We start from the raw sequence: 23690 nt of genomic DNA, 5'->3' as shown, positions 1-23690 counted from the left end.
TTAGCTCGCCGAAGCGGCGGGCTTGGGTGCAGCAGCGGCCATCGGCTCGATGGTCATCACCGAGCGGTCCCCGTCGGACATGGTGACCGTGACCTCGCGCACCTGCGATTGCTGGCCACCGAGCTGCACCGAGCGCACCAGCTCGCGCAAGCGCGGCTCGATGGGCACCAACTCGAGCGACCAGCGCTGAGCGCTGCCTGAAACTGCGGCGTTGAAATGGCGCTCCAGCAGCTCGCGGTTGCCGGTGAGCGTGCCGCGGATGGCTTCCATGATCACGGCCGCCTCGGGCACCGAATCCAGCGGCACGGTGCGGCTGCGGCTGCCGGCACTCATGGTCACGCTGTTGCCCACCACGGCCACTTTTTCCTGGCGCGGCTTGAGCGTCTCGCGGACGAAGGTGTCGGGGGCTGCAAACGACAGGCGGCCCGACGACTCGAGCGTGCGCTCCAGCATGTCGACGGTGCGCTTTTCCTTGAACGTGGCTTCGCCGGTTTTCACTTGCGACAGCAGCTGGGTGAGCTGTGGCAGATCGAAGGCGGTCTGTGCCTGCAAGGGCAACGACAGCACGCACGACAACGCGAACGCCAGCAGCGCGCGCCGCTCAGGCAGGCGAATCGTTTTTTGCGGGAGGTGCATTGGCATCGTCAGCCCAGAAATCGAAGAAGTTGAACCAGTTGTATGGCGACTCCAGGCACAGTGCCTCGAGCAGCGCCACGTAGCGCAGCACCGCCTCGCGCACCAGCCGATCCGTCTCCATACGGTGGTCGGCACCTTGCCCGCGGAAATCAGCCAGCTCGGCAAAACGCAGTTCGTAGCGGTTGCCGCCATGGTAAAGGCCGGCCATGAACACGACACGGCGGCGCAGCATGGCAGCCAGGCGGAAAGGGCCATCGGAAAACGCCGCCGAATGGCCAAGAAAATCGAGCTGCAGCGTGCGCGAGCGGCCCGACTGCGCCGGCAGCGTGCGGTCAGCGAGCAGGCCGGCGATGCCACCTTCGTCGAGCCAGTGGCGCAGGGACAGCATGGCCCCCGGCTGCCCAAGCGCGATGGTGTTCAGCTCGGCCTGGGGCGCCACCGCCGCCAGCGTTGCGTTGATGAGCCGCGCGTTGCCTTCGTACATCAGCATCGCGACACGCGCGCCGCGGCTCTTTGCATTGGCCCGCAAGGCCTCGAAGCTGCCCAGGTGCGCGCCGACCATCAGCACGCCTTCGCCCTGCTCGATGGGCAGGTGGATCAGCTCGCCGTGCGTGGTGGTCACATCGAACAGCTCGAAGCGCTCCTGCAGAAAGTAGATGCGGTCGAGCACCGTCGAGGCAAAGCGGTGGATGTGGCGGTAGACATCGCCCAGCCGCGCGGGGCGCTTCAACGCGCGGCCGAGGTAACGCGTCGACGCGCGGCGCGCCTTGCCGTTGGCGAGCAGGAAGTACAGCGCGATCGGATGCAGCAGGCAGCGCGTGGCCGAACGCCCGGCGGTGAGCGCGATCCAGCGGATCAGGTGCAGTGCCCACAGGTGGCTGCGCTCCCGCTCCGCCACCCAGCTGGTCGCGCCGCCTTCGACCGGCGCTCTCATGTCGTTCTCTCGAAGTGGCCGGACGCCACCTGGCGATCCGCCTCGCGCACGTCGAAGCGCACGGCGCTTGCCGTCAGGTCGAATTGCAGCGAGATCACGGCCCCGGGCCGAACCGGCGCGAGAAACTTCACGGTGCCCAGGCGCGGCGAAGGCCCGACGGCAGCCGACAGCGCGGCGTCTTGCATCACCGCTTCAAGCACCTCGGCCAGCAAGGACACACCGGGCAGCAGGGGCTGGCCCGGAAAGTGTCCTGCGAAAGCAGGGTGATCGATGGGCACCAGGACGTCCATGATGGCCCGCGGAGTCTGTGTCACCCTTCGCCCGCCGGGCGATTCGGGCCGGCGGCCAGCATGCGTTCAGCCCATGCGTTGAAGGTGCCGGCCGGCAGCTTGCCGGTGCCCTCGACGCGCGGCAGCTCGGGCACCGAGACCACGCGCCGCGGCACGAAAGCCGCATCGACACGCTGGCGCATCGCGGTGGTGACCTTCTTGCTCAGCTCGGCCGGCGGCACGGCGGGCGCGACCACGAAGGCGATCAGTCGCACCACGCCGTCTGTCGCGTCGTCGGGTGGCAACCAGAACGCGCCATCGCTCACGCCTTCGATGGTGTTGAGGTGAAAGTTCAGGTGGCCGAGCGAGCTGCGCTTGCCGGCGATGTTGATCAAGTCGTTGGAGCGCCCGAGCAGGCGGAACGACGTGGGCGTGATGACCTCCAGCACATCGGCCAGCGTGGTCGCCAGCGGCACGTGGCCGCCCTGCGCCACCGACGCGTCGCCGTCGCCGGTGATGTAGAGGCCGTCGAAGGTGCGCCATTCGGCGCCAGCCACGGTGCGGCGTGTCGCGACCTGGCCGGTCTCGGTGCAGCCGTAGATTTCCATCAGCGGTGCCGCGAGGCCAGCCTCGGCGCGCGCCGCCAGCTGCGGAGACAGCGGCGCGGTGGCGCACAGCGTGAGGTCGATCGCCGGCAGGTCCACACCTGAGTCGAGCAGCGACTTCAAGTGGAACGGCGTGGTGACCAGCATGCGCGGCCGTGCCGCACGAGACAGTGCTGCGGCGATGTCAGCGGGATAGAACGGCCGGCCGGTGTCGATCGCGGCGCCGCTCAGCATCGCGAGCAGCACCGTCGACTCGAACCCGTACATGTGCTGCGCCGGCACGGTGGCGAGCAAGGTGACGCCGTTCATGTGGCGAAGCCCCATCTGCTCGGCCAGGCGCTGTGCCTCGGACAACGCCCCGCGGTGCAGATATCCCCAGCGCTTGGCGTGCGGCACGGGTGCGCCAGTGGAGCCGGAGGTCAACACCTGCACCGCAAGCGCGGCTTCATCGATCAGCGGCACCTCGGTCTCATTCGAGACAGCGGCGGGCTCGGCTGGGTAGCGCACGATGGGCAGCGCCGCCTCGATCGACGGATGGTCGACCAGCGCATAGGCCGCCGGGAACAGGCCGCGCAGTCGCTCGATCATGTCGGGCGTGTGGTTGGGCGGCAGCAGGCTGCTCTGACCGCGCAGCATCGCGGCGCCGATACCTACCGCGAAGCGGTAGCGGTCGCCGGTGAGGTTGAGCATGGCGCCCGCTTCGGGCAGCAGCTGGGCGAGCTGCCGCACATCGGCCAAGTACTGGTGGCGCGAGATGGCCTGGCCGTCTCGCCAGGCGAACGGCGCCGCCAGGTCATCGGCCCAGATCAGCGGCAGGCTGCTCATGGGGCCGAGTTGCCCTGCGCGGACTGGGCCCGCGCCCTGCTGTTCTGCATGTAGGCGCGAATGGCGTCGGCGGCGGTCGAGCGCTCGAATTGCGGATGCAGGCGGTAGCGGATCATCAGCTCGCCGCCGAACATCAGCGCCACGGCGACGGGGGTCAGCAGGTTGGCGAAGACGGCCCAGGCCTCGAAGCTCGCAAAGAAGAAGAGCGCGAGCGAGATCGCGACGATGCCGACGAAGAGCATGACCCAGGCCTGCGTCAAGTGGCGGGTGTACTCGGCCTGCCCCGGCGCGAGGCGGCCACGATGAACGCGCAGCGCCAGTGCGGTGATCAGCGGTGTGTGCCCCGCGCGCAGCGTGCTGCCGAAGACGATCGCTAGAAAGAAATTGATGCCCACATGCTGAGCGAGGTAGAGGCCGTTGCCCGAAATCTTCACGCCCGCGATGGCCAGACCGGACAAGACCGCGATCACCAGCAGCGACAGTGCCGAGACGAAACGGTGGCCGCTGCGCCAGGCTCCGGCCGCGACGACGAGCAGCATCGGCATCAACACGCCGACCACGTTCCAGGCCGAAGCCTGGGTCTGCGTCATCAGCCAGTGGGAGCCGGCCACATAGGCCACGGCCGCCAAGACCATCGCGGCGATGCGGGCTGCGGAACGGACTTGCATGGCGGCCTCAGCCGACGCGGTGGGCTGCGATGTGCTCGCTCAGGCTGGCCAGCGAGGTGAAGATGCGGACGTTGTCTTCGTCGTCGGAGCGCAGCTGGAAGCCATAGCGCTGAGAGACGACGAGCGCCACTTCGAGGATGTCGATCGAATCCAGGCCCAGCCCGTCGCCGTACAGCGGGGCCTGCGGGTCGATGCTCTCGGGGGTCATGTCGAGGTTGAGCGATTCGACGAGCAGTGCGGCGACTTCGCGCTGGAGCTCGGTTTGGGAAGAGGTCATGCGTGCGAGGAGTCGGTGAGGTGTCTGCGCCGGTCAGCGCGTGTGCTGTGGAGCCCGGCAGCGGGGGGTCAGTTTATCAAAGGCGTGCCCCGGGAAAGGGCTCGGCATCGGGGCGGTGGCAGACCGACCAGCGAGGTCGTTTCAGCGCTCGTAAGGGCGGGTCAGCGCGAAGCCATGGCTGTCGGTCTGCGTGTCGGGAGCGGAAGCACCGGGCCCACGCGTCGCCGCATTGAGGCGGTCGATCTCGGCATAGGCAAAACGCAGCTGCCCTTCTAGACGGGTCACTGAAGAACGCTGTTCGAGCGCAAACGCGGCCTGGCGTTGCTGCGACGCGGTCTTTTCCTTTTCCAGCTCGGCCTGCAGCCTGGCATTGACGGCCCGCAGGTTCTGCGAGCTGGCGGCGACTTGTTCACGTGCCGTCGTCACGAGACGGGCATGACGGGCCGCGGCGCGGCTGCCGATGACCCGCCAAGCCAGGGTCGCGCCCAGCATGGCCCCGATCAATGCGGCCGCCAGTGCCGTTGTGATTGCCATCATGTCCATCGTGAACCTCGTTTCGTGCAGCGTGCACGGGAGCCGAGGGCACCCGCTGCACAAGACACAGAGGTTACTCAGCGAGGGCCGGCTTGTGTGCGAGTACTGGCACGGGCCCCGTGACAAAGTACACGCACACCTCGCCGGATCACCGCAGCAAGCGGCGCATTGCTCAGACCTGACGCGGTTTGACCTTGGCTGCGGCTGCCTTGGCGTTGATGCGAGCGATCTCCACATCGGCATCGAAAGCCAGCGCCACGCCCATGCGGCGCTTGACGAAGCTTTCAGGCTTGCCGAACAGGCGCAGCTCGGTGTTGGGCACACGCAGCGCCTCGTCGACGCCATCGAAGGCAATGCCCGTCGCGTCCACGCCGCCATAGATCACGGCGCTGGCCCCCGGGCTCTTGAGCCCGGTGTTGACCGGCAGGCCAAGGATGGCGCGGGCGTGCAGCTCGAACTCGTTCTGCCACTGCGTGATCATCGTGACCATGCCGGTGTCATGCGGGCGCGGGCTGACCTCGCTGAACCAAACCATGTCGCCCTTGACGAAGAGCTCGACGCCGAACAGGCCCTGGCCGCCCAGGTTGTCGGTGACGGCCTTGGCGATGTCACGCGAGCGCTGCAACGCAGCCGGCGTCATGCGGTGCGGCTGCCAGCTCTCGACATAGTCGCCGCTCACCTGGATGTGGCCGATCGGCTCGCAAAAGTGCGTCTCGATCTGGCCGCCGGCCCCAACGGCACGCACGGTCAGCTGGGTGATCTCGTAGTCGAAATCGATGAAGCCTTCGACGATCACGCGGCCGCGGCTCACTCGGCCGCCGGCCATCGCATAGTCCCAGGCCTTCTTCACGTCGGCGGGGCCGTCGATCTTGCTCTGGCCCTTGCCCGAGCTGCTCATCACCGGCTTGACGATGCAGGGGTAGCCGATGCCCTTCTTGTCGCCCGTGCCGTCGATGGCGGCCTGCAATTCGGCCAGTGAATCACAGAAGACATACGGGCTCGTCGGCAACGCCAGGGTCTCGGCAGCGAGGCGGCGGATGCCTTCGCGGTCCATCGTGAGGCTCGCAGCGCGAGCCGTCGGGATCACGCGCACCGTGCCTGCAGCTTCCAGCTCTTCAAGCATCGGCGTCGCGATGGCTTCGATCTCGGGCACCACCAGGTGCGGCCGCTCGGCCTCGATCAGCGCCTTCAGCTGCGCCGGGTCGCTCATCGTGATGGTGCGGGCGTGGTGGGCGACCTGCTGGCCGGGCGCGTTCTCGTAGCGGTCGACGGCGATGGTCTCGACGCCCAAGCGCTGCAGTGCGATCAACACCTCCTTGCCCAGCTCGCCGCTGCCCAGCAGCATGACTTTGGTGGCCGAGGGAGACAGAGGGGTTCCGAGCGTGGTCATGGAGCAGGTTCCGGTGGATCGACAGGCGGGCGATTCTAAAGATCGCCCCGGTGACAAACGGCATGCGCCGTCCGCGCCACACGAGCTGCCTGCTCAAGAGAGCTTTATCATTGCACCCATGCAAACTGGTCCCCGTGATGTGGCGCAGACGCGCCTCGACAACGCGCTGGCCCTGTTCGACGAATTTGTCCGCGCCACCGTCAAACACCCCGATGCCGCTACCTTGCGCGGCCTCGAAGGCCGCTTCGCAGAGCGGCTGCAGATCCAACCCAGCTACTGGAGCCAGATCAAGGGCCGCTCACGGCAGATCGGCGAGCGGCTTGCGCGGCAATTCGAGCAGCTGTGCCACAAGCCGGTCGGCTGGATGGACCAGCCGCACGACGGCGCTGCCGTTGCCACCGCGTCGCCCACTTCCCAGCGCTCCGCCGAGGCCGACACATCGAGCGTGCCGCAAGACGACGACGAGCGTTTCATCGTCGGCCTGGTGCTCACGTACTACCGGCGCCACCCGCAGCGCGCCCGCGCGCGCCTGCTCGATCTGCTGGGCGAGGTGCTCTCGCCCGCACCACCCACCCCACCCAAGCCGGGCAACACCGTCAAGCCCGCCGACGACCCGCAGGACCTCTGGGTTCGCACCCAGGCCGGTGTGGCGCCGCTGAAACGGAAACGCTGAATCCGCGCTGATTCGGGAACCCCCTAGAAAAAAGTGCGCAAGACCCCTTGCGCAAGATAATCAGATGTTTATCATTTGCGCAAGTTGCGGAGCCAGGCAGTCCCGCAACGACACCCCGTTCGACCCACCCTTTTCCCGGAGCCCCATGTTCTCAACCCATGCACTGAATTCAACGAAACCGCGCTTTGCGCAGGCTTCGTGCTCAGTCATCGGTGCCATGGAGGCGCCACCCGGTGCATCGCCACACTGAGTGCTCTGAACACAGAGCCTCAAACGGCCCGGGTTGCGTCACTGCACCCGGGCCGTTTTGTTTTTGCCGCGCCTTTCTGCCCGTCAGCCCACCCGAAGGAGAAGCCACATGAAGATCACCATCGCCAATGCCAAACCCCGCAACCCGCTGGTCGCTGCAGCGCATTTCCGGCGTGCAGGCAGTCATCGCCCGCATGGCGGTGCGATGCGGCAGCAAGTCGGCCGCACTCTGCGCCGCGAACTCGACCAGCTCACCCGAAGCAAAGACAGCCCATGAACACATGGCCAGGCCCCACGAGGGCGGCCTCTGAAGGAAACGATCATGACCCGTTTGAAACCGTTCCTGTGGCAGCCCGAAACGGCGCCGCATCCCTGGACCCACCCGGTACGCCGTGTGGTGGCCACGAGCCTGAGCAGCGCCAGCGCCGTGCTGGCGAAGCTGGCTCAGCAAATGGCCTTGCCCGCTCCTGCACCGGCCAGCCGTGCGCCGACCGTGCTGGAGTTCCATGCCGAAGCGGGCGCGCCCGAAGGCGGCGCGCTCTACCTGGATGGGGAGCTCCTCGGCTACCTGCCCGGCGTGAAGCGCCTGTGATCTGCGCCTGAAACCGGCCGCCGCGGCCGGTTTCAGGCGTTCTTGTGCGCGTGCTGGTGCTTGGCCTCCGACTCCGTCTGAACGCGCAGCACATAGCGATACGCCAGCAGCGCAAACGGCACCCAGCCGACCCACATCAGCAGGTCGAGCCCTTCGTGCCACCACTGCCAGGTGTCGATGGCCTCGTTCTCCCAGCCCAGCGACTCCTCGATGAAGTCGAACACCCCCAGCCACACGATCAAGAGCACGACGAGCAAGCCCCTCGCCTGCTCGCGCGGCGCCGCGTGACGCCACAGGAACGGAAGCGTCACGCCGCCGACGATCAGCCCGTACAAGGCCAGGTGCGCGAAGTGCTGGTGCTCGAAGTAGCCGCTGATGAGCGGCTCGCTGCTGATCATGCGGGCGGCCGTCCAGCCCAGTACGCCGGCACCAAGGATCACGATGACCGGGAAACGGTCGACCAGCTTGAGGATCAAGGTACTGCCCCACACCACGATGGGCACGCTGATCAGCAGGCCGAGGATCACCAGCAGCATGCTGCCCTGCGCGGCGCCACCCACGGCCAGCACGTTGTCGACGCCCATCACGGCATCGGCGACCACGATGGTCTGGATGGCACCCCGCACGGTGGCCGCGGGCCGGATGTTGTGTTCTCCGCCGCCTTCGTCACGGGTGAGCTTCCACGCGATCCAGACCAACGCCAGCCCGCCGACGAGCAGGAAGCCGGGAATCTTGAGCAGCCACACCACCACCAGCGTGAGCAGCCCGCGGATGAGGATGGCGCCGGCCGTGCCCCAGAAGATGACCCGGCGCTGCATGGCGGGTGGCACGTTGCGCGCCGCCAGGCCGATAACGATGGCGTTGTCGCCGGCGAGCACCAAGTCGAGCAGCACGATGGCCATCAAGGCCGATAAGAACTCAGGGGAGAGGATGTCCATGACGCTTGCCTTCACCAAGTCTTGAAGAACCCACGGCGCGCGAACGCCGTGACCGGTGAAGGTCTTGCCCACAGCGCCCGGCATGTGAAGCGCTGCCCAGGTGCCGGGGTGCTGCGCACCCGTGCTGACGACGGCCTGGCGAAGGGCTACTCCCCTTGCAGGCACGAGTTTCTGCTCGCGGCGCGAGGACGTCAAACCCGGGTATTCCGCAAACGCAGGCACACTCGCCGCCATGCCGAACGTCATCACCCTGGAGCACATCGAAAAACGCTTCGACAGCGGCCTGCTGGCGCTGAAAGACGTGTCGCTGCAGGTCGAATCGACCGAGTTCGTCTCGCTGCTGGGGCCGTCCGGCTGCGGCAAGAGCACCGTGCTGCGGCTGGCCGCCGGGTTGGAGCGCCCAAGCGCCGGCCAGATCAGCTCGCCGGCGCTGTCGACGCAGACCGTGGCCGATACCGCCTTCGTCTTCCAGGACGCGACGCTCATGCCCTGGGCCAGCGTGTTCGACAACGTGTGGCTGCCGCTGCGGCTCGCCGGCACACCACGCGCGCAAGCCGCCAAGCGCACCCACGCCGCATTGCAATCGGTGGGTCTGGCGGACTTTGCGCAGGCCTTTCCCTCCGAGCTGTCGGGCGGCATGAAGATGCGCGCCTCGATTGCGCGCGCGCTCGTCACGCAGCCACGCTTGCTGCTGATGGACGAGCCCTTTGCCGCCCTCGACGAGTTCACGCGGCAAAAGCTCAACGACGACCTGCTCCACTGGTGGCAGGCGCGGCCATTGGCCGTGCTGTTCGTGACGCACAGCGTGTTCGAAGCCGTGTACCTGAGCCAGCGCGTGCTGGTGATGGGCGCGCGACCCGGCCGGGTGGTCGCCGAGATGGCGATCACCGAGCCCTACCCGCGTCAACCAGCATTTCGCACGTCCACGCGTTACGCCGAGGCCTGCGCGCGGATTTCGCAGGCGCTCGAAGCAGCGCAGGCCGTCGCCTAATGCAGCGCCTGATCTTGCGTCTGACGCCCGCCTTCACTGTGCTGGCACTGTTCGCCGCGTGGGAAGCGGTGGTGCGGCTGGCCCACATCCCCCACTACACCTTGCCGGCGCCGAGCCTGGTGCTGCAAACGCTGTGGAGCAACTTCGGCTCGCTGGCTGGCAGCTGGTGGTTCACGCTGAAGATCACCTTCGGCGCGCTGCTACTGGCATGCGCCGGCGGGGTGTTGATCGCCGCCGTGTTCGCGCTATCGCGGCCGGTCGAGGTGGCCTTGTTTCCGATCGCGGTGATGCTGCAGGTGACACCGATCGTGGCGGTGGCGCCGCTGATCCTGATCTACGTCGAGAGCACGACCGCCGCCCTGCTGCTCTGCGCCTGGATCGTCGCGTTCTTCCCGATCCTGTCGAACACGGTGATCGGCCTGCGAGCGGCCGACGTCCACTTGCGCGACCTGTTCCGCCTGTACCGTGCCACACCGCTGCAGCGCCTGCGCCTGCTGCTGGTGCCGAGCGCCTTGCCCTACTTCGTGGCCGGGCTGAAAATCTCCGGCGGCTTGAGCCTGATCGGTGCCGTCACGGCCGAGATGGTGGCTGGCGCCGCGGGGCGCGAAACCGGCTTGGCCTCACGCATTCTTGAGGCGAGCTTTCGCACCGAGACGCCGAAAATGTTTGCCGCACTCACGCTGCTGGTGCTGACCGGCGTGATCATCTTCTGGGGCTTCAACGCACTGTCTCGCGCCTTGCTCGGGCGCTGGCATGCGGCGGAGTCCACCCGATTCGATTGACCAGGAGCTTTGCATGCCCAGACTGATTCGCCTCGCCCTCATCGCGACCACCCTTGCCGCAGGCGCTGCCTGCGCGCAAGACAAGGTCACCTTCGCCACGAATTGGAAAGCCCAGGCCGCGCACGGCGGCTTCTACCAGGCGGTGGCCGACGGTACCTACAAGAAATACGGGCTCGACGTGACGATCCAGCAGGGCGGCCCACAGGTCAACAACCGGCCGCTGCTGCCGGCGGGCCGCATCGACTTCCTGATGACCGGCAACCTGCTGCATAGCTTCGACAACGTGAAAAACGGCGTGCCCACCGTGGTGGTGGCCGCCATGTTCCAGAAAGACCCGCAGGCCCTGATCGCCCACCCCGGCCAAGGCTACGAGAACTTCGACAAGCTGAAAGACGCACCGCTCGCGCTGATCGCCAAGGACGGCCAGTTCAGCTGGTGGCAATGGCTCAAGGTGACGCACGGCTTCAAGGACGAGGTGCTCAAGCCCTACAACTACAACCTCGGTCCTTTCCTCGCCAACCCCAAGGCCATCCAGCAGGGCTACTCGGTGGCCGAGCCGATCTATGTCGAGAACCAGGGCAAGTTCAAACCGGTGGTGCACTTGCTCGCCGACCACGGCTTCAGCACCTACTCGACGCTGATCGAAGCGCGCGCCGACACGGTGAAGAGCAAACCCGGTCTCGTGCAACGATTCGTCGACGCATCGGCGCTCGGCTGGGTGAACTATCTCTACGGCGACCGCAAGGCCGCGGCCGCGTTGATGATCAAGGACAACCCCGAGATGACCGAGGCCGAAATGGAGGCGTCGGTCGCGCTGATGAAGCAGCAGGGCATCGTCGATTCAGGTGAATCGCTCGCGGGCGGCATCGGTGCCATGAGCCAAGCGCGTATCCAGGACTTCTATGGCCAGATGGTCAAGGCCGGGCTGTACAAGGCCGGCGAAGTCGACCTGTCGAAGGTGGCAACGCTGCAGTTCGTCAACAAGAAGGTCGGGCTGGACGTGAAGGCCAAGCTGGGCGCCAAATAGCCTCGCTCAAGTCGCATTCGAGGGACGCCGATAACCCCGGTACGACAGCAAAGATTCCGCAGTACCGTGACCATGTCAGCCGCCACCGCCCCCACGCCGCTCACGCAACCCCTGCGTGACTTGGCTGCATGGGTGGCGCACTTTCAGCAGGCCGAGATCCCGGTGATGGGCAACACCGCCGACGCGCTCGAAGCCATGCGCGCCAACGAAGACGATGTCGACGCCAACCTCATCGGCGAGATGGTGGCCGACGATCCGCTGATGACCCTGAAGGTGCTCGCCTATGCAGCGGCCCACCGCCCGCCTCGGCTGGTGACGGATGTGGAGACCGTGACGGCCGCCGTGGTGCTGATGGGCATCTCGCCGTTCTTCGGCGCCTTCGGCCCGCAGCCGATCATCGAAGACCGCCTGGCCAGCGAGCCGGAGGCGCAGCAAGGCCTGAACGACGTGATGCGGCGCGCCCATCGGGCAGCCCATTTCGCGCTGGCCTTCGCCATTCACCGCATGGACCACGACGCCGCCGTGATCTACGAGGCCGCGCTGCTGCACGACTTCGCCGAGATGCTGCTGTGGTGCCACGCGCCTGCGTTGGCGCTGCGGCTTCGCGCCGCGCAAAAGGCCGACCCGACGCTGCGTTCGCATGTCGCGCAGACGAACCTGCTGAACGTCAACTTGGCCGACTTGCAACAGGCGCTGATGAAGGCCTGGGCCTTGCCTGAATTGCTGATCCGCATCACCGACGACCGCCATGCCGAACACCCGAGCGTGCAGAACGTGGTGCTGGCCATCCGCCTCGCGCGGCACACGGCCGAAGACTGGGACAACGCGGCCATTCCAGACGACATCGTGGAGCTGTCGGAGCTGCTGAACCTCTCGCTGGCTGCCACGCTGAAGTTCGTGCGCGAGCTCGACGCCTGAACTGAGCCCTGGAGCTACAGCGGCAAGGCCGTGGTGTTCTTCACCCGGTCGAGCACGAAGCTCGTCTTGCAGTCTTCGACGCTCGGGTGCTTGAGCAGCGTGTCCATGATGAAGCGTGAGTAGTGCGCCATGTCTTGCACGACCACGCGCAACAGGTAGTCCATGTCGCCGGTGAGCGCGGCGCACTCCACCACCTCGGGCCAGGTCTGCACCGCGGCGCGGAACAGATCCATCGGGTTGCGCTTGTGCACCTCGGAATGCTTCTCAAGGCGGACGTTGATGTAGGCGGTGAGGCCCAGCCCGACACGCTCAGCCGGCACCAGCGCCACATAGCCCGCAATCACGCCCGATTCTTCCAGCCGCTTGACGCGACGGAGCGTGGCCGAGGGTGACAGGCTGATCTGCGCAGCCAACAGGTCATAAGTGATGCGACCATCGACCTGCAACGCACGAAGAATGCGCCGATCGATGGCATCGAGCGTAGATTCAGTTTCCATCGCTCTAATTCTGCAGTTTTCCGCCGAGAACCGCAGCGATAGAGGTGAATTTTGCAGAAAACCTGCAGGCCATACGACTTAAAGTGCACCATCTATCGATCTGCGCAGGAGCGAAGCATGCAATTCACCCCCTGGGACAACCCGATGGGCACCGACGGCTTCGAGTTCGTCGAGTACGCCGCGCCCGACCCCACCGCCATGGGCCATCTGTTCGAGACCATGGGCTTCCGGCCGATCGCCAAGCACCGCCACAAAAACGTGACGCTGTACCGGCAGGGCCAGATCAACTTCATCATCAACGCCGAGCCCAATTCGTTTGCGCAACGCTTTGCACGCCTGCACGGCCCGAGCGTGTGCGCCATGGCCTTTCGCGTGCAGGACGCCAACCAGGCTTATGCACGCGCGCTGGAGCTGGGCGCCTGGGGCTTCGACAACCAGACCGGGCCGATGGAGCTCAACATCCCCGCCATCAAGGGCATCGGCGACTCGTTGATCTACTTCGTCGACCGCTGGCAAGGCAAGGACGGCGCAGCGCCCGGGGCCATCGGCAACATCAGCATCTATGACGTCGACTTCGTGCCCATCCCCGGCGTGGAAGCCAATGTCGTCGGGGACGGCCTCACCTACATCGATCACCTAACGCACAACGTGCACCGCGGCCGCATGAAAGAGTGGGCCGACTTCTACGAGCGCCTTTTCAACTTCAAGGAAGTGCGCTACTTCGACATCGAAGGCAAGCTGACCGGTCTCAAGAGCAAGGCGATGACGAGCCCCTGCGGCAAGATCCGCATCCCGATCAACGAAAGCTCGGACGACAAGAGCCAGATCGCGGAGTACCTCGACCTGTACCACGGCGAAGGCATCCAGCACATCGCATTGGGCACGGACGACATCTACGGGACCATCGATGCAATGAAGCAGCGCGGCGTGTCCTTCCAGGACACGATTGCCACCTACTACGACCTGGTGAACAAGCGGCTGCCGAACCACGGCGAGAAGCTGGAAGAGCTCAAGCGCCTGCGCATCCTCATCGACGGCGCCACACACCAGGGCGCGCCGAACGAACTGCTGCTGCAGATCTTCACGCAGACGGTGATCGGGCCGATCTTCTTCGAGATCATTCAGCGCAAGGGTGACCAGGGCTTCGGCGAAGGCAACTTCCGCGCGCTGTTCGAAAGCATCGAGCTGGACCAGGTGCGCCGCGGCGTGCTGACGGACACATCGGCGGCGTGATGTTGGCCAACGACAAAGCCGTCAACCAAGGTGTCGCACCAGTCACCTACGGCGATGGTGCACGGCCACCGCGCGGTGACTACGCCACCGCGCGGGCCGACTACACCTGCGATCAGCACTGGGAGCGCTACACGGCGCAAGAGCACGCGCTGTATCAACGCCTGTACGAGCGCCAGGCGGCTCAGCTGAAAGGCCTGGCGTGCGACGAGTTCATCGCCGCCGTCGAGCACCTGGGTACACCGCACGAGATACCGCGCTTCGACGCGCTCTCGGAACGGCTGCAACTTGCGACCGGCTGGGAGGTGGTGGCGGTACCGGGGCTGATCCCGGAGGAAGCGTTCTTCGGCTTGCTGGCAGAGCGCCGTTTTCCCGTCACCGGCTGGATCCGCAGCCCGGAAGAGTTCGACTACGTGGTCGAGCCCGACGTCTTCCATGACCTCTTCGGCCACGTGCCGCTGCTCTTCAACCCGGTGTTCGCCGATTACATGCAGGCCTATGGCGCCGGCGGGCTGAAGGCGAGCCGGCTGCAAGCCTGCGAGTACTTGGCGCGTTTGTACTGGTACACGGTGGAGTTCGGCCTGATCGCCACGCCCAGTGGCCTGCGCGCCTATGGCGCCGGCATCCTCTCGTCGACCGGCGAATTGCGGCACAGCGTGCTGAGCCCGGCGCCGCAGCGGCTCGGCTTCGACGTGGAACGCATCATGCGCACGCAGTACCGCATCGACAGCTTCCAGAGCACCTACTTCGTCATCAACGGCTTCGAGCAACTGTTCGAAGCGACCGCGCCCGATTTCACGCCGCTCTATGAGCGCGTGGCGCAACAGGGTGAATTGAGCGCGGACGCGCGCCTGGCAAGCGACACGGTGTTCTGAGAGCCACCGCTCAGGTGGCCTATCGAGCAGGCACGGCGACGTCGGTTGGCTGCGAAGACGATGCGGGCGTGACCCATGCCAGCACGTCGTCGAACACCTCAGGTTGATCGATCAATTGCACGTGCGCGGAACCCGTCACGTGGCGGTTGTCGGCGCCCGGCAAGGTGGCGGTGGAGGCCGGGAACACGATGTTGTCGCAGTGGCTGTAGAAGCAGGTGAAGTTCGAGAAGTCGCCTTCTGATTCATTGGCCTCGAGCGCGCGCTGCCAGTCGGTGCCGAAAGCCATTTCGCGTGCGTTGCGGCTGGTGCCGAAACGGCCCAACCATGTGCCGCGGTGCGGGCTGCCGATGGTGACGATGCGATGAGCGCGGCCTCTGCCGGCGAAAGCAGCCGCCCAGGCGCGGATGGCGAGGCCTCCCATGCTGTGACCGACGAGCACTGGCGCCAGTCCCGTGACTTCCTGCATGCGCTGCACCGCTTGCTCGATGGTGGACGCGTAGTCGCTGATGCTGCCGAAGACGGGCTCGAGGTTCACGGCGATGAACGGCACATCTCGTTCGCGCAGCCGCAGCATCCAGCGATTCCACAGCCCCCGGTTGCAGACGAAGCCATGCACGAGCACAAGCCCACGGCGGCCGTTGGCGGTGGGCAAGTGATCAGGCACAAGCCGGGACCTGAACGGCTGCTGCCAGCAGAAGATGCGCGGCGCAGTGTGGGTCTCGCTGAACCACGCCTTAAGCAACTGCGCACCTGTTGCCTTGGGTGCGGGATCGTCGCCGTGGACCCGCCACAGCAGCATGAACTCTAGGGCCAGGAACAGCGCGTAGCCGAAGACGATCAACAGCACGCCGACGCCCGCCCAAGCAGGGTGCCCGGCGCGATAGAAGAACGCGGCCCACAGCGCCGCAGCGGCGAGGAGCGACAAGGTGGTGAATTGCTGGAGGCGGGCAAGCATGCGGCCAATGCTAGGGCCAGATCGAGGTCACGTTGGCGGCATCAACTGCACATCGCGCCCGCTCAAGCGCTTGGCAAGGCCGGTCGCGAGCTTGTTGGCAAATCCATAGACAGACAGCTGCGGGTTAGCGCCAATGCTGGTGGGGAACAAGGAACCGTCGTGGACCGACAGGTTGCTGACCTGCCAGTGCGTGCCATCGGGTTGGACGACACCCTGGCTCTCGGTCGCCCCCATCGCGCAGCCACCCATGACATGCGCGCTCACCACACGCGTGAGCAGCGGCTTCATGGGCAACGCGTTGATGGCGTCGCGCGCCTGCGCCCAGCTCGTGTATGAGCCAGCCAGCTCATGCACGGGCGTGACGGTCTGCGCTCCCGCGGCAAACTGGATCTCGGCCATGCTGAGCAAGGCGCGGCGAGCACCGTCCATCACGAAGTCGTTCAGCGGATAGTCGAGCACCGGTGAGCCATCGGACTTGAGCTTGACTTGGCCGCCTGTCGACTGCGGGTGGAAGCCATCACGCATCAAGGCCAGCAGGCTGTGCATGTGCGGAAACTGACGCAGCGCGTCGGCTTGCGCCTGCCCATAGCCAGCCAGCGTGCTAGAGAAGATCACCGGGTGCATCGGCGGCGCTTCGAGCTTGTAGCCAATGGGGCCGTCGATGGGCTGAGTTTGCAGGAAGTGATCGCTGTAAAGCGTTTGCGGCGCACCATCCCACGCTTCGACGCGCTGCTCGAACGTGGCGGCTGATATCACCACCGGGTGCAAGAAGGTGCGCGCGCCCAGCAGGCCATGCGGATCAGGCAGATCAGAGCGCTTGAGTAAGGCGGGCGAATTGATCGCACCGCCCGCCACCACGTAGTGCTTGGCCACGATGCGCGTGGGTGAGCTTTTTGCGGCGACGCTGCCGTTGCGAGTAACCGGTACGCAAATGAGTGCACTGATCTTTTGCTGCACGGTCTCGAACATGTGCGCCCTCGTCTGCTCCAGCAAGATCGCGCCTCGGTCGAGTGCAGTGGGAAGGGTGGTCACCAGCATCGATTGCTTCGCATTCGTCGGGCAACCCATGCCGCAGGAGCCAAGGTTCCAGCAGCCCTTCACGTTGCGCTGGATGCCGGAAGCGCTGATGCCGAGTCGGGTGGCTCCCGCGCGAAGCAACTCGTTGTTCTGGTTCGGCGAGGTCAACCACGGGCCGATGCTCAGCCGCCGCTCGGCTTGCTCGAACCAGGGCGCCAAGGCAGCCTCGGTTATGTCGGGCAGTCCGAAGTGCTTCTGCCAGTAAAGCAAGGTGCTGGGCGGTGTGCGGAACGAGCTGGTCCAGTTGACCGTGGTGGAGCCACCGACGCATCGCCCTTGAAGAATGTTGATGGCCTTGTCGGCCGTCTTGCGCGCTGCGCTCTCCTGGTAGAGGCTGGGGTAAGCGTCGCTCTCCCGTTGGCGGAAGTCGCTGCTGCTCTTGAGCGGCCCTTCCTCGATCAACACGACGCTGAGGCCTGCTTGAGTGAGCAGTTCGGCGGTGATGCCGGCACCGGCACCTGTGCCTACGATGGCAACGTCGCAGTCGATCTGTGCGGGCGGAGCCTTGCGGTCCCCACCGAATACCTTCCACCCGCGGTTCAGGCCATCGCGTATCGGGTCGGGCAGTTGGCTCATGCGTTTAAAGGGCCTTCGGCCCGGGATAACCCAGGACGTTCCAGGCGGAAGGGTCTGCGTAATAGGCAGCGTTCGTCAGGTCACGCAGCGCCTGGTAGGCCTGCTGCTTCAGGGCGAGTGACGAGACTCGCATGCCTTGCAAAGCGGTTTGGACTTGCGCAACGCTCGCCTCTGGCCACGGCGTGTGAAGGCCCGCCAAGGCGACCCGCCCGGGCGCGGCCGCAAGAATGGCGAGCAATTGCGACAACTCGGTTTGCACTGGGTGGGGAAATGCGAAAAGCACGTCGTCGACACGTTGAAGATGGAGCTGCAGCGCGAGTTGGCGTTGAATTGAATCAGCTGGCAGACTTCCGTCGAGCACGGCACGGGCGACGCCCGCAAAGACTTCGCGGCTTGCCTCGTTGAGCCTGCCATCTTGCAGGCCAGGTTGGAACAGTGCCAAACCACCGCCCACCAGAACCAGAGCTGTGGTGGCACCAAAACCCAGTTTCAGAAAGCTTCGTCGTTGCATGCGCAGGAGTGTTGTCGGCGGGCGAGTGTTGCATCATTCGCCTACGAAACCATAGAGGCGAGCGACTAAGTCGCCACGAGAGAAACCCGCACCCCATCGATGCCAGCCACCGCCGAATCCATCCTGAGTTTTCTGGAGACCGTCGCATCTGAACGGAAGGCGCGGGCCGCGTCGCCGGCGCTGTTGAAGCGGGTGCAGGCGCTGAAGGCGTATCAGCAACGGCGCTTCTCACACACGTATGCCGACTTGTTGGCCACGCCGCGCTACGGCGGAGCGGCCCGCTTCTTTCTGCAGGAGCTCTACGGCCCGGGCGACTTCAGTTCCCGCGACGCGCAGTTCGCCCGTGTCGTGCCCGCCCTTGTGCGCCTGTTTCCCCATGATGTGGTGGAGACGGTGAACGCACTGGCGCAGTTGCATGCCTTGTCCGAGGGTTTGGACAGCGAAATGGGCCGCCACCTCGCAGATGACCATGTGGACGCCAGCCGGTACATCACCGCTTGGCAGCAGACAGCGCGCGTCGATCAGCGCGAAATGCAAATCGAGCTGACCTTGTCGGTCGGACGATCACTCGACGAGCTCACACGCAAACCTTTGCTTCGGCAAACGTTGCGAATGATGCGCAGCCCAGCGCGAGCGGCCGGGCTCGCGGCATTGCAACAGTTTCTGGAGAGCGGCTTTGATACCTTTCTTGCAATGCGCGGCGCGAAAGAGTTCTTGGCGCTGGTAAGCGCACGCGAACATCTTCTGATGACGGCGCTGTTCGATGAGCAGGCTGCTACTGATGAAGCCGCTCGCGCCAGAGCGCTAGGACAATTACCGTAGCCCCGATGTCCCGTCACTGGGATCATCCGCCGACTCAACCGCGTCGGAGATTCCCGCACCATGCAAAAGCCCTGGCTGAAAAGCTACCCACCCGGCGTTCCGGCCGAGGTGGATATCACCGAGTACAACTCGTTGGTCGACTTGCTGGAGCAGGCGTACGCCAAGTACGCCGAACGCGACGCCGCGGTCTGCATGGGAAGCCGCCTGAAATTTCGAGACATCGACAGAATGTCGACATCACTTGCAGCGTGGCTCCAAGCAAGCGGGTTGAAGCCCGGCGCGCGCGTGGCGATCATGATGCCCAACGTGTTGCAGTACATGCCAACAATCGCCGCCATCCTGCGTGGCGGCTATGTGGTCGTAAACGTCAATCCCTTGTACACGCCGCGTGAACTCGCGCATCAGTTGAAGGACTCTGGGGCGGAAGCCATCTTCATCCTCGAGAACTTCGCGCGAACACTTGAGAAGGTGATTGGCGAAACAAGCGTTCGCCACGTCGTTCTCGCCTCGATGGGTGATTTGCTCGGGGCCAAGGGGCACTTGGTCAACTTCGTCGTACGAAACATCAAGAAGATCGTGCCCGAGTTTCGCTTGCCGCTCGATGGTGGGCGGACGGTCACGCTTTTTAATCAGGCGGTGTCAGCTGGAGCAAAGCTGGCGTTGCATAAGCCGAACTCGGGCCCAGAAAATGCCGCGTTTCTTCAATATACCGGCGGTACGACGGGCGTCTCAAAGGGAGCCACGCTGCTGCACCGCAATGTGGTTGCCAACATCCTCCAGTCCGAAGCCTGGTTCAAGCCAAAACTGGATGACATCGGCGACAAGCAGATGGTGGTCGTGTGTGCCCTGCCGCTGTATCACATCTTCGCGCTGACAGCGTGCTACATGCTCGGTGCACGCTTGGGCATGTTGAACGTGCTGATCCCAAACCCGCGAGACATCCCGGGGTTCATCAAGACGATTCGTGACTACAAGGTCAACATGTTCCCGGCAGTGAACACCTTGTTCAATGCGCTAGCAAATCACCCCGATTTCGCCAGCATCGACTTCTCCGAGTTGGCGGTCTCCAACGGAGGTGGCATGGCTGTTCAGCAAGCCACCGCGGAAAAGTGGATGAAGATCACGGGTTGCCCCGTTGTGGAGGGCTACGGTCTGTCGGAAACGTCACCGGTCGCGACGATCAATCGTTTTGATGCTGCCTCATTCACGGGCACGATCGGCCTGCCTATTTCGTCGACGGAGTTGGCAATACGCGACGACGAAGGCCGCGATGTGCCCGTCGGTGCAACTGGCGAAATCTGCATCCGCGGCCCGCAAGTGATGGCCGGCTACTGGAACCGCCCCGACGAAACCGCGAAGGTAATGACCAACGATGGGTTCTTTCGGTCGGGAGACATCGGCGTGATGGACGAGCAAGGCTATTTCAAAATCGTCGATCGCAAGAAGGACATGATCCTCGTGTCCGGTTTCAACGTCTTTCCAAACGAGATCGAGCAAGTGGTCAATCTCCATCCAGGCGTACTGGAATGCGCGGCGATCGGTGTGCCGGACGAGCGCTCAGGCGAGGCCGTTAAGCTCTTTGTCGTACGGAAAGACCTGAAGTTATCTGAAGAGACGTTGGCGGCTTATTGCGTCGAGAACTTCACTGGCTACAAACGCCCCAAGCTCATCGAGTTTCGAGACGATCTTCCAAAGTCGAACGTAGGGAAGATTCTGCGAAGAGAATTGCGCGTCGCGTAAGCCACCGAAGGATGTGATTTTCCGAAAGACGCTCGAACTTTATATCGGCGAAAAACGCAAAAAACCCCCGCCGCGTCAGCGGTGGGGGTTTCTCTATTAATAGCCTGACAATGTCCTACTTTCACACGGGAACCCGCACTATCATCGGCGCTGAGGCGTTTCACTGTCCTGTTCGGGATGGGAAGGAGTGGGACCACCTCGCTATGGTCATCAGGCTTAACCGGTCACCGCCTTGCATTCATGCAAGACAGCCAATTTGTAGAGTCGACTGCAAAAAATTTAGTTTGCAGTAGTCAGCTTATTTGATTGCGCCACGATTCTTCATTGAAGACGGGCATAACTTGTTTTACCCATTTTGACTTTTGTCAAAATTATAGGGTCAAGCCTCACGAGCAATTAGTACTGGTTAGCTTAAYTGATTACTCAGCTTCCACACCCAGCCTATCAACGTCCTGGTCTCGAACGACTCTTTAGGGGGCTCAAGGCCCCGGCAAGACTAATCTTGAGACGAGTTTCCCGCTTAGATGCTTTCAGCGGTTATCTCTTCCGCACATAGCTACTCGGCGATGCCACTGGCGTGACAACCGATACACCAGAGGTGCGTCCACTCCGGTCCTCTCGTACTAGGAGCAGGCTCTCTCAATCTTGCAGCGCCCACGGAAGATAGGGACCAAACTGTCTCACGACGTTTTAAACCCAGCTCACGTACCTCTTTAAATGGCGAACAGCCATACCCTTGGGACCGGCTACAGCCCCAGGATGAGATGAGCCGACATCGAGGTGCCAAACACCGCCGTCGATATGAACTCTTGGGCGGTATCAGCCTGTTATCCCCAGAGTACCTTTTATCCGTTGAGCGATGGCCCTTCCATACAGAACCACCGGATCACTTAGTCCTACTTTCGTACCTGCTCGACTTGTCAGTCTCGCAGTCAAGCACGCTTATGCCTATGCACTATCAGCACGATTTCCGACCGTGCCTAGCGTACCTTCGAACTCCTCCGTTACGCTTTGGGAGGAGACCGCCCCAGTCAAACTGCCCACCATACACTGTCCCCAACCCGGATAACGGGCCAAGGTTAGAACCTCAAACACACCAGGGTGGTATTTCAACGTTGGCTCCACGACACCTAGCGGCACCGCTTCAAAGCCTCCCACCTATCCTACACAGATCTGTTCAAAGTCCAATGTAAAGCTACAGTAAAGGTTCATGGGGTCTTTCCGTCTTTCCGCGGGGAGATTGCATCATCACAAACATTTCAACTTCGCTGAGTCTCTGGAGGAGACAGTGTGGCCATCATTACTCCATTCGTGCAGGTCGGAACTTACCCGACAAGGAATTTCGCTACCTTAGGACCGTTATAGTTACGGCCGCCGTTTACTGGGACTTCAGTCAAGAGCTTGCACCCCATCATTTAATCTTCCAGCACCGGGCAGGAGTCACACCCTATACGTCGACTTTCGTCTTTGCAGAGTGCTGTGTTTTTAATAAACAGTTGCAGCCACCGATTCTCTGCGGCCTTATTGGGCTCACCAAGTAAATGGATCACCTACTAAAGGCACACCTTCTTCCGAAGTTACGGTGTCAATTTGCCGAGTTCCTTCTCCAGAGTTCTCTCAAGCGCCTTAGAATACTCATCTCGCGCASCAGTGTCGGTTTGCGGTACGGTCGTATGTAGCTGGAGCTTAGTGGCTTTTCCTGGAAGCAGGGTATCACTCACTTCAGAGGCAAGCCTCCTCGTTATCACGCCTCATCTAAACCCTCCGGATTTGCCTAAAGGGTATGACTACACGCTTGAACCGGGACATCCAACACCCGGCTGAGTTAACCTTCTCCGTCCCCACATCGCACTACATATCGGTACAGGAATATTGACCTGTTTCCCATCAGCTACGCATCTCTGCCTCGCCTTAGGGGCCGACTCACCCTACGCCGATGAACGTTGCGTAGGAAACCTTGCGCTTTCGGCGAGGGGGCTTTTCACCCCCTTTAACGCTACTCATGTCAGCATTCGCACTTCTGATACCTCCAGCAGCCTTCACAAGCCACCTTCACAGGCGTACAGAACGCTCTCCTACCACGTGCAATAAAATTGCACATCCGCAGCTTCGGTAACTGGCTTAGCCCCGTTACATCTTCCGCGCAGGACGACTCGATCAGTGAGCTATTACGCTTTCTTTAAATGATGGCTGCTTCTAAGCCAACATCCTGACTGTTTTAGCCTTCCCACTTCGTTTCCCACTTAGCCAATTTTGGGGACCTTAGCTGGCGGTCTGGGTTGTTTCCCTCTTGTGTCCGGACGTTAGCACCCGGTGCACTGTCTCCCAAGCTGTACTCATCGGTATTCGGAGTTTGCAATGGTTTGGTAAGTCGCCATGACCCCCTAGCCATAACAGTGCTCTACCCCCGATGGTAATACTTGAGGCACTACCTAAATAGTTTTCGGAGAGAACCAGCTATTTCCAAGTTTGTTTAGCCTTTCACCCCTATCCACAGCTCATCCGCTAGTTTTGCAACACTAGTCGGTTCGGACCTCCAGTACCTGTTACGGCACCTTCATCCTGGCCATGGATAGATCACTTGGTTTCGGGTCTACACCCAGCGACTGAACGCCCTATTCGGACTCGATTTCTCTACGGCTTCCCTATTCGGTTAACCTTGCCACTGAATGTAAGTCGCTGACCCATTATACAAAAGGTACGCCGTCACCCTTGCGGGCTCCGACTGTTTGTATGCATGCGGTTTCAGGATCTATTTCACTCCCCTYCCGGGGTKCTTTTCGCCTTTCCCTCACGGTACTAGTTCACTATCGGTCGATTACGAGTATTTAGCCTTGGAGGATGGTCCCCCCATATTCAGACAGGATTACACGTGTCCCGCCCTACTTGTCGCACGCTTAGTTCCACTATCAACTTTTTTCATACGGGACTATCACCCACTATGGTCGGACTTTCCATTCCGTTCTGATAAGTCGATAGCTAAAACGTGCAGGCTGTTCCGATTTCGCTCGCCACTACTTTCGGAATCTCGGTTGATGTCTGTTCCTCGAGCTACTGAGATGTTTCAGTTCACCCGGTTCGCCTCGCATAGCTATGTAT

At 63.2% G+C, this 23690-nt stretch carries 23 protein-coding genes, 2 rRNA genes and 1 pseudogene; 11 read left to right on the top strand and 15 right to left on the bottom strand.

Going from position 1 to position 23690, the window contains the following annotated elements:
• The 8 genes from AC1DYS_RS19005 to purT all read right to left on the bottom strand — a co-directional run bounded on the left by AC1DYS_RS19005 (nucleotide 1) and on the right by purT (nucleotide 6138).
• On the bottom strand, nucleotides 1–636 hold the full coding sequence (locus tag AC1DYS_RS19005) for a LolA family protein (protein ID WP_477901979.1): 636 nt from the start codon (nucleotides 634–636) through the stop codon (nucleotides 1–3).
• Nucleotides 602–1570 carry a lysophospholipid acyltransferase family protein gene (locus AC1DYS_RS19000; RefSeq protein WP_477901977.1) on the bottom strand — a complete coding sequence of 323 codons (969 nt, stop codon included), beginning with the start codon at nucleotides 1568–1570 and terminating at the stop codon, nucleotides 602–604. Before AC1DYS_RS19000 ends, AC1DYS_RS19005 begins: the two co-directional genes overlap by 35 nt.
• Nucleotides 1567–1860: an ApeI family dehydratase gene (locus AC1DYS_RS18995; RefSeq protein WP_477901975.1), complete on the bottom strand. Its 294-nt coding sequence runs from the start codon at nucleotides 1858–1860 to the stop codon at nucleotides 1567–1569. Before AC1DYS_RS18995 ends, AC1DYS_RS19000 begins: the two co-directional genes overlap by 4 nt.
• 20 nt (nucleotides 1861–1880) lie before the next feature.
• Nucleotides 1881–3269 carry an AMP-binding protein gene (locus AC1DYS_RS18990; RefSeq protein ID WP_477901973.1) on the bottom strand — a complete coding sequence of 463 codons (1389 nt, stop codon included), beginning with the start codon at nucleotides 3267–3269 and terminating at the stop codon, nucleotides 1881–1883.
• Complete coding sequence (locus AC1DYS_RS18985) at nucleotides 3266–3937, bottom strand: COG4648 family protein (protein ID WP_477901971.1); 672 nt, start codon at nucleotides 3935–3937, stop codon at nucleotides 3266–3268. The genes AC1DYS_RS18990 and AC1DYS_RS18985 overlap by 4 nt, the downstream gene beginning before the upstream one ends.
• 7 nt (nucleotides 3938–3944) lie before the next feature.
• Nucleotides 3945–4214, bottom strand: a complete 270-nt coding sequence (locus tag AC1DYS_RS18980; protein ID WP_047488997.1) for a phosphopantetheine-binding protein — start codon at nucleotides 4212–4214, stop codon at nucleotides 3945–3947.
• A 141-nt stretch (nucleotides 4215–4355) separates the two neighbouring features.
• Nucleotides 4356–4757, bottom strand: coding sequence for a hypothetical protein (locus AC1DYS_RS18975; protein ID WP_477901969.1), 402 nt, complete (start codon nucleotides 4755–4757; stop codon nucleotides 4356–4358).
• Between the two features lie 163 nt (nucleotides 4758–4920).
• A complete protein-coding gene (gene purT / locus AC1DYS_RS18970) occupies nucleotides 4921–6138 on the bottom strand; it encodes a formate-dependent phosphoribosylglycinamide formyltransferase (RefSeq protein WP_477901967.1) in 1218 nt (405 codons plus the stop codon).
• Nucleotides 6139–6256: 118 nt separating this feature from the next.
• On the opposite strand from purT, the gene AC1DYS_RS18965 reads away from it, so the two are divergent.
• From AC1DYS_RS18965 to AC1DYS_RS18955, 3 genes are all read left to right on the top strand, one after another.
• A complete protein-coding gene (locus AC1DYS_RS18965; protein ID WP_477901965.1) occupies nucleotides 6257–6811 on the top strand; it encodes a hypothetical protein in 555 nt (184 codons plus the stop codon).
• Between the two features lie 358 nt (nucleotides 6812–7169).
• Nucleotides 7170–7337 (top strand): hypothetical protein, encoded by a 168-nt coding sequence (locus tag AC1DYS_RS18960; protein WP_477901963.1) that lies wholly within the window; start codon nucleotides 7170–7172, stop codon nucleotides 7335–7337.
• A gap of 45 nt (nucleotides 7338–7382) precedes the next feature.
• Nucleotides 7383–7652 (top strand): hypothetical protein, encoded by a 270-nt coding sequence (locus AC1DYS_RS18955; protein WP_477901961.1) that lies wholly within the window; start codon nucleotides 7383–7385, stop codon nucleotides 7650–7652.
• Between the two features lie 308 nt (nucleotides 7653–7960).
• Here AC1DYS_RS18955 and AC1DYS_RS18950 read toward each other — a convergent pair.
• A pseudogene (locus AC1DYS_RS18950) lies at nucleotides 7961–8590 on the bottom strand (TerC family protein); the annotation flags it as partial.
• Between the two features lie 232 nt (nucleotides 8591–8822).
• Between AC1DYS_RS18950 and AC1DYS_RS18945 the strand changes: the two are divergent.
• From AC1DYS_RS18945 to AC1DYS_RS18930, 4 genes are all read left to right on the top strand, one after another.
• Complete coding sequence (locus AC1DYS_RS18945) at nucleotides 8823–9581, top strand: ABC transporter ATP-binding protein (RefSeq protein WP_477901959.1); 759 nt, start codon at nucleotides 8823–8825, stop codon at nucleotides 9579–9581.
• Complete coding sequence (locus AC1DYS_RS18940; protein ID WP_477901957.1) at nucleotides 9581–10363, top strand: ABC transporter permease; 783 nt, start codon at nucleotides 9581–9583, stop codon at nucleotides 10361–10363. The genes AC1DYS_RS18945 and AC1DYS_RS18940 overlap by 1 nt, the downstream gene beginning before the upstream one ends.
• Nucleotides 10364–10376: 13 nt before the next feature.
• Nucleotides 10377–11390, top strand: coding sequence for an ABC transporter substrate-binding protein (locus AC1DYS_RS18935; RefSeq protein ID WP_477901955.1), 1014 nt, complete (start codon nucleotides 10377–10379; stop codon nucleotides 11388–11390).
• A 72-nt stretch (nucleotides 11391–11462) separates the two neighbouring features.
• A complete protein-coding gene (locus tag AC1DYS_RS18930; RefSeq protein WP_477901953.1) occupies nucleotides 11463–12308 on the top strand; it encodes an HDOD domain-containing protein in 846 nt (281 codons plus the stop codon).
• Between the two features lie 14 nt (nucleotides 12309–12322).
• On the opposite strand, the gene AC1DYS_RS18925 is transcribed toward AC1DYS_RS18930, so the two are convergent.
• Entirely contained in the window at nucleotides 12323–12805 is a 483-nt protein-coding gene (locus tag AC1DYS_RS18925) for an Lrp/AsnC family transcriptional regulator (protein ID WP_477901951.1), read from the bottom strand.
• 117 nt (nucleotides 12806–12922) lie between these two features.
• Between AC1DYS_RS18925 and hppD the strand changes: the two genes are divergently transcribed.
• Together hppD and phhA are read left to right on the top strand one after the other, a co-directional pair.
• Nucleotides 12923–14038 (top strand): 4-hydroxyphenylpyruvate dioxygenase, encoded by a 1116-nt coding sequence (gene hppD, locus AC1DYS_RS18920; protein WP_477901949.1) that lies wholly within the window; start codon nucleotides 12923–12925, stop codon nucleotides 14036–14038.
• Nucleotides 14038–14910, top strand: a complete 873-nt coding sequence (phhA, locus tag AC1DYS_RS18915; protein WP_477901947.1) for a phenylalanine 4-monooxygenase — start codon at nucleotides 14038–14040, stop codon at nucleotides 14908–14910. Before hppD ends, phhA begins: the two co-directional genes overlap by 1 nt.
• 19 nt (nucleotides 14911–14929) lie before the next feature.
• Here phhA and AC1DYS_RS18910 read toward each other — a convergent pair whose 3' ends face one another.
• Genes AC1DYS_RS18910 through AC1DYS_RS18900 form a run of 3 tightly spaced genes read right to left on the bottom strand, consistent with a single transcriptional unit; the run spans nucleotide 14930 to nucleotide 18029 of the window.
• Nucleotides 14930–15865: an esterase/lipase family protein gene (locus AC1DYS_RS18910; protein WP_477901945.1), complete on the bottom strand. Its 936-nt coding sequence runs from the start codon at nucleotides 15863–15865 to the stop codon at nucleotides 14930–14932.
• 27 nt (nucleotides 15866–15892) lie between these two features.
• The gene (locus AC1DYS_RS18905) at nucleotides 15893–17518 is read right to left on the bottom strand and encodes a GMC family oxidoreductase N-terminal domain-containing protein (RefSeq protein ID WP_477901943.1); all 1626 of its coding nucleotides are present in this window, start codon (nucleotides 17516–17518) and stop codon (nucleotides 15893–15895) included.
• Between the two features lie 4 nt (nucleotides 17519–17522).
• On the bottom strand, nucleotides 17523–18029 hold the full coding sequence (locus AC1DYS_RS18900; RefSeq protein WP_477901941.1) for a hypothetical protein: 507 nt from the start codon (nucleotides 18027–18029) through the stop codon (nucleotides 17523–17525).
• 99 nt (nucleotides 18030–18128) lie between these two features.
• Here AC1DYS_RS18900 and AC1DYS_RS18895 point away from each other — a divergent pair, with 99 nt between their 5' ends.
• Both AC1DYS_RS18895 and AC1DYS_RS18890 read left to right on the top strand, forming a co-directional pair.
• Nucleotides 18129–18851 (top strand): DUF8198 family protein, encoded by a 723-nt coding sequence (locus tag AC1DYS_RS18895; RefSeq protein WP_477901939.1) that lies wholly within the window; start codon nucleotides 18129–18131, stop codon nucleotides 18849–18851.
• 60 nt (nucleotides 18852–18911) lie between these two features.
• Nucleotides 18912–20591: a long-chain-fatty-acid--CoA ligase gene (locus AC1DYS_RS18890; protein WP_477901937.1), complete on the top strand. Its 1680-nt coding sequence runs from the start codon at nucleotides 18912–18914 to the stop codon at nucleotides 20589–20591.
• 102 nt (nucleotides 20592–20693) lie between these two features.
• Here AC1DYS_RS18890 and rrf read toward each other — a convergent pair.
• A 5S ribosomal RNA gene (gene rrf, locus AC1DYS_RS18885) occupies nucleotides 20694–20806 on the bottom strand.
• A gap of 160 nt (nucleotides 20807–20966) precedes the next feature.
• Nucleotides 20967–23690 (bottom strand): 23S ribosomal RNA (locus tag AC1DYS_RS18880); the annotation flags it as partial.

Source organism: Rhizobacter sp. P2_G4, from assembly GCF_056403575.1.
Note: the sequence above shows the minus strand (reverse complement) of the source record. Positions and strands in the feature narration are given on the sequence as shown.

What these genes read in the sequence shown, in the direction of transcription:
- AC1DYS_RS19005 (WP_477901979.1), bottom strand. Translation starts at nt 636, where the DNA reads ATGCACCTCCCGCAAAAAACGATTCGCCTGCCTGAGCGGCGCGCGCTG.
- AC1DYS_RS19000 (WP_477901977.1), bottom strand. Translation starts at nt 1,570, where the DNA reads ATGAGAGCGCCGGTCGAAGGCGGCGCGACCAGCTGGGTGGCGGAGCGG.
- AC1DYS_RS18995 (WP_477901975.1), bottom strand. Translation starts at nt 1,860, where the DNA reads ATGGACGTCCTGGTGCCCATCGATCACCCTGCTTTCGCAGGACACTTT.
- AC1DYS_RS18990 (WP_477901973.1), bottom strand. Translation starts at nt 3,269, where the DNA reads ATGAGCAGCCTGCCGCTGATCTGGGCCGATGACCTGGCGGCGCCGTTC.
- AC1DYS_RS18985 (WP_477901971.1), bottom strand. Translation starts at nt 3,937, where the DNA reads ATGCAAGTCCGTTCCGCAGCCCGCATCGCCGCGATGGTCTTGGCGGCC.
- AC1DYS_RS18980 (WP_047488997.1), bottom strand. Translation starts at nt 4,214, where the DNA reads ATGACCTCTTCCCAAACCGAGCTCCAGCGCGAAGTCGCCGCACTGCTC.
- AC1DYS_RS18975 (WP_477901969.1), bottom strand. Translation starts at nt 4,757, where the DNA reads ATGGACATGATGGCAATCACAACGGCACTGGCGGCCGCATTGATCGGG.
- purT (WP_477901967.1), bottom strand. Translation starts at nt 6,138, where the DNA reads ATGACCACGCTCGGAACCCCTCTGTCTCCCTCGGCCACCAAAGTCATG.
- AC1DYS_RS18965 (WP_477901965.1), top strand. Translation starts at nt 6,257, where the DNA reads ATGCAAACTGGTCCCCGTGATGTGGCGCAGACGCGCCTCGACAACGCG.
- AC1DYS_RS18960 (WP_477901963.1), top strand. Translation starts at nt 7,170, where the DNA reads ATGAAGATCACCATCGCCAATGCCAAACCCCGCAACCCGCTGGTCGCT.
- AC1DYS_RS18955 (WP_477901961.1), top strand. Translation starts at nt 7,383, where the DNA reads ATGACCCGTTTGAAACCGTTCCTGTGGCAGCCCGAAACGGCGCCGCAT.
- AC1DYS_RS18945 (WP_477901959.1), top strand. Translation starts at nt 8,823, where the DNA reads ATGCCGAACGTCATCACCCTGGAGCACATCGAAAAACGCTTCGACAGC.
- AC1DYS_RS18940 (WP_477901957.1), top strand. Translation starts at nt 9,581, where the DNA reads ATGCAGCGCCTGATCTTGCGTCTGACGCCCGCCTTCACTGTGCTGGCA.
- AC1DYS_RS18935 (WP_477901955.1), top strand. Translation starts at nt 10,377, where the DNA reads ATGCCCAGACTGATTCGCCTCGCCCTCATCGCGACCACCCTTGCCGCA.
- AC1DYS_RS18930 (WP_477901953.1), top strand. Translation starts at nt 11,463, where the DNA reads ATGTCAGCCGCCACCGCCCCCACGCCGCTCACGCAACCCCTGCGTGAC.
- AC1DYS_RS18925 (WP_477901951.1), bottom strand. Translation starts at nt 12,805, where the DNA reads ATGGAAACTGAATCTACGCTCGATGCCATCGATCGGCGCATTCTTCGT.
- hppD (WP_477901949.1), top strand. Translation starts at nt 12,923, where the DNA reads ATGCAATTCACCCCCTGGGACAACCCGATGGGCACCGACGGCTTCGAG.
- phhA (WP_477901947.1), top strand. Translation starts at nt 14,038, where the DNA reads ATGTTGGCCAACGACAAAGCCGTCAACCAAGGTGTCGCACCAGTCACC.
- AC1DYS_RS18910 (WP_477901945.1), bottom strand. Translation starts at nt 15,865, where the DNA reads ATGCTTGCCCGCCTCCAGCAATTCACCACCTTGTCGCTCCTCGCCGCT.
- AC1DYS_RS18905 (WP_477901943.1), bottom strand. Translation starts at nt 17,518, where the DNA reads ATGAGCCAACTGCCCGACCCGATACGCGATGGCCTGAACCGCGGGTGG.
- AC1DYS_RS18900 (WP_477901941.1), bottom strand. Translation starts at nt 18,029, where the DNA reads ATGCAACGACGAAGCTTTCTGAAACTGGGTTTTGGTGCCACCACAGCT.
- AC1DYS_RS18895 (WP_477901939.1), top strand. Translation starts at nt 18,129, where the DNA reads ATGCCAGCCACCGCCGAATCCATCCTGAGTTTTCTGGAGACCGTCGCA.
- AC1DYS_RS18890 (WP_477901937.1), top strand. Translation starts at nt 18,912, where the DNA reads ATGCAAAAGCCCTGGCTGAAAAGCTACCCACCCGGCGTTCCGGCCGAG.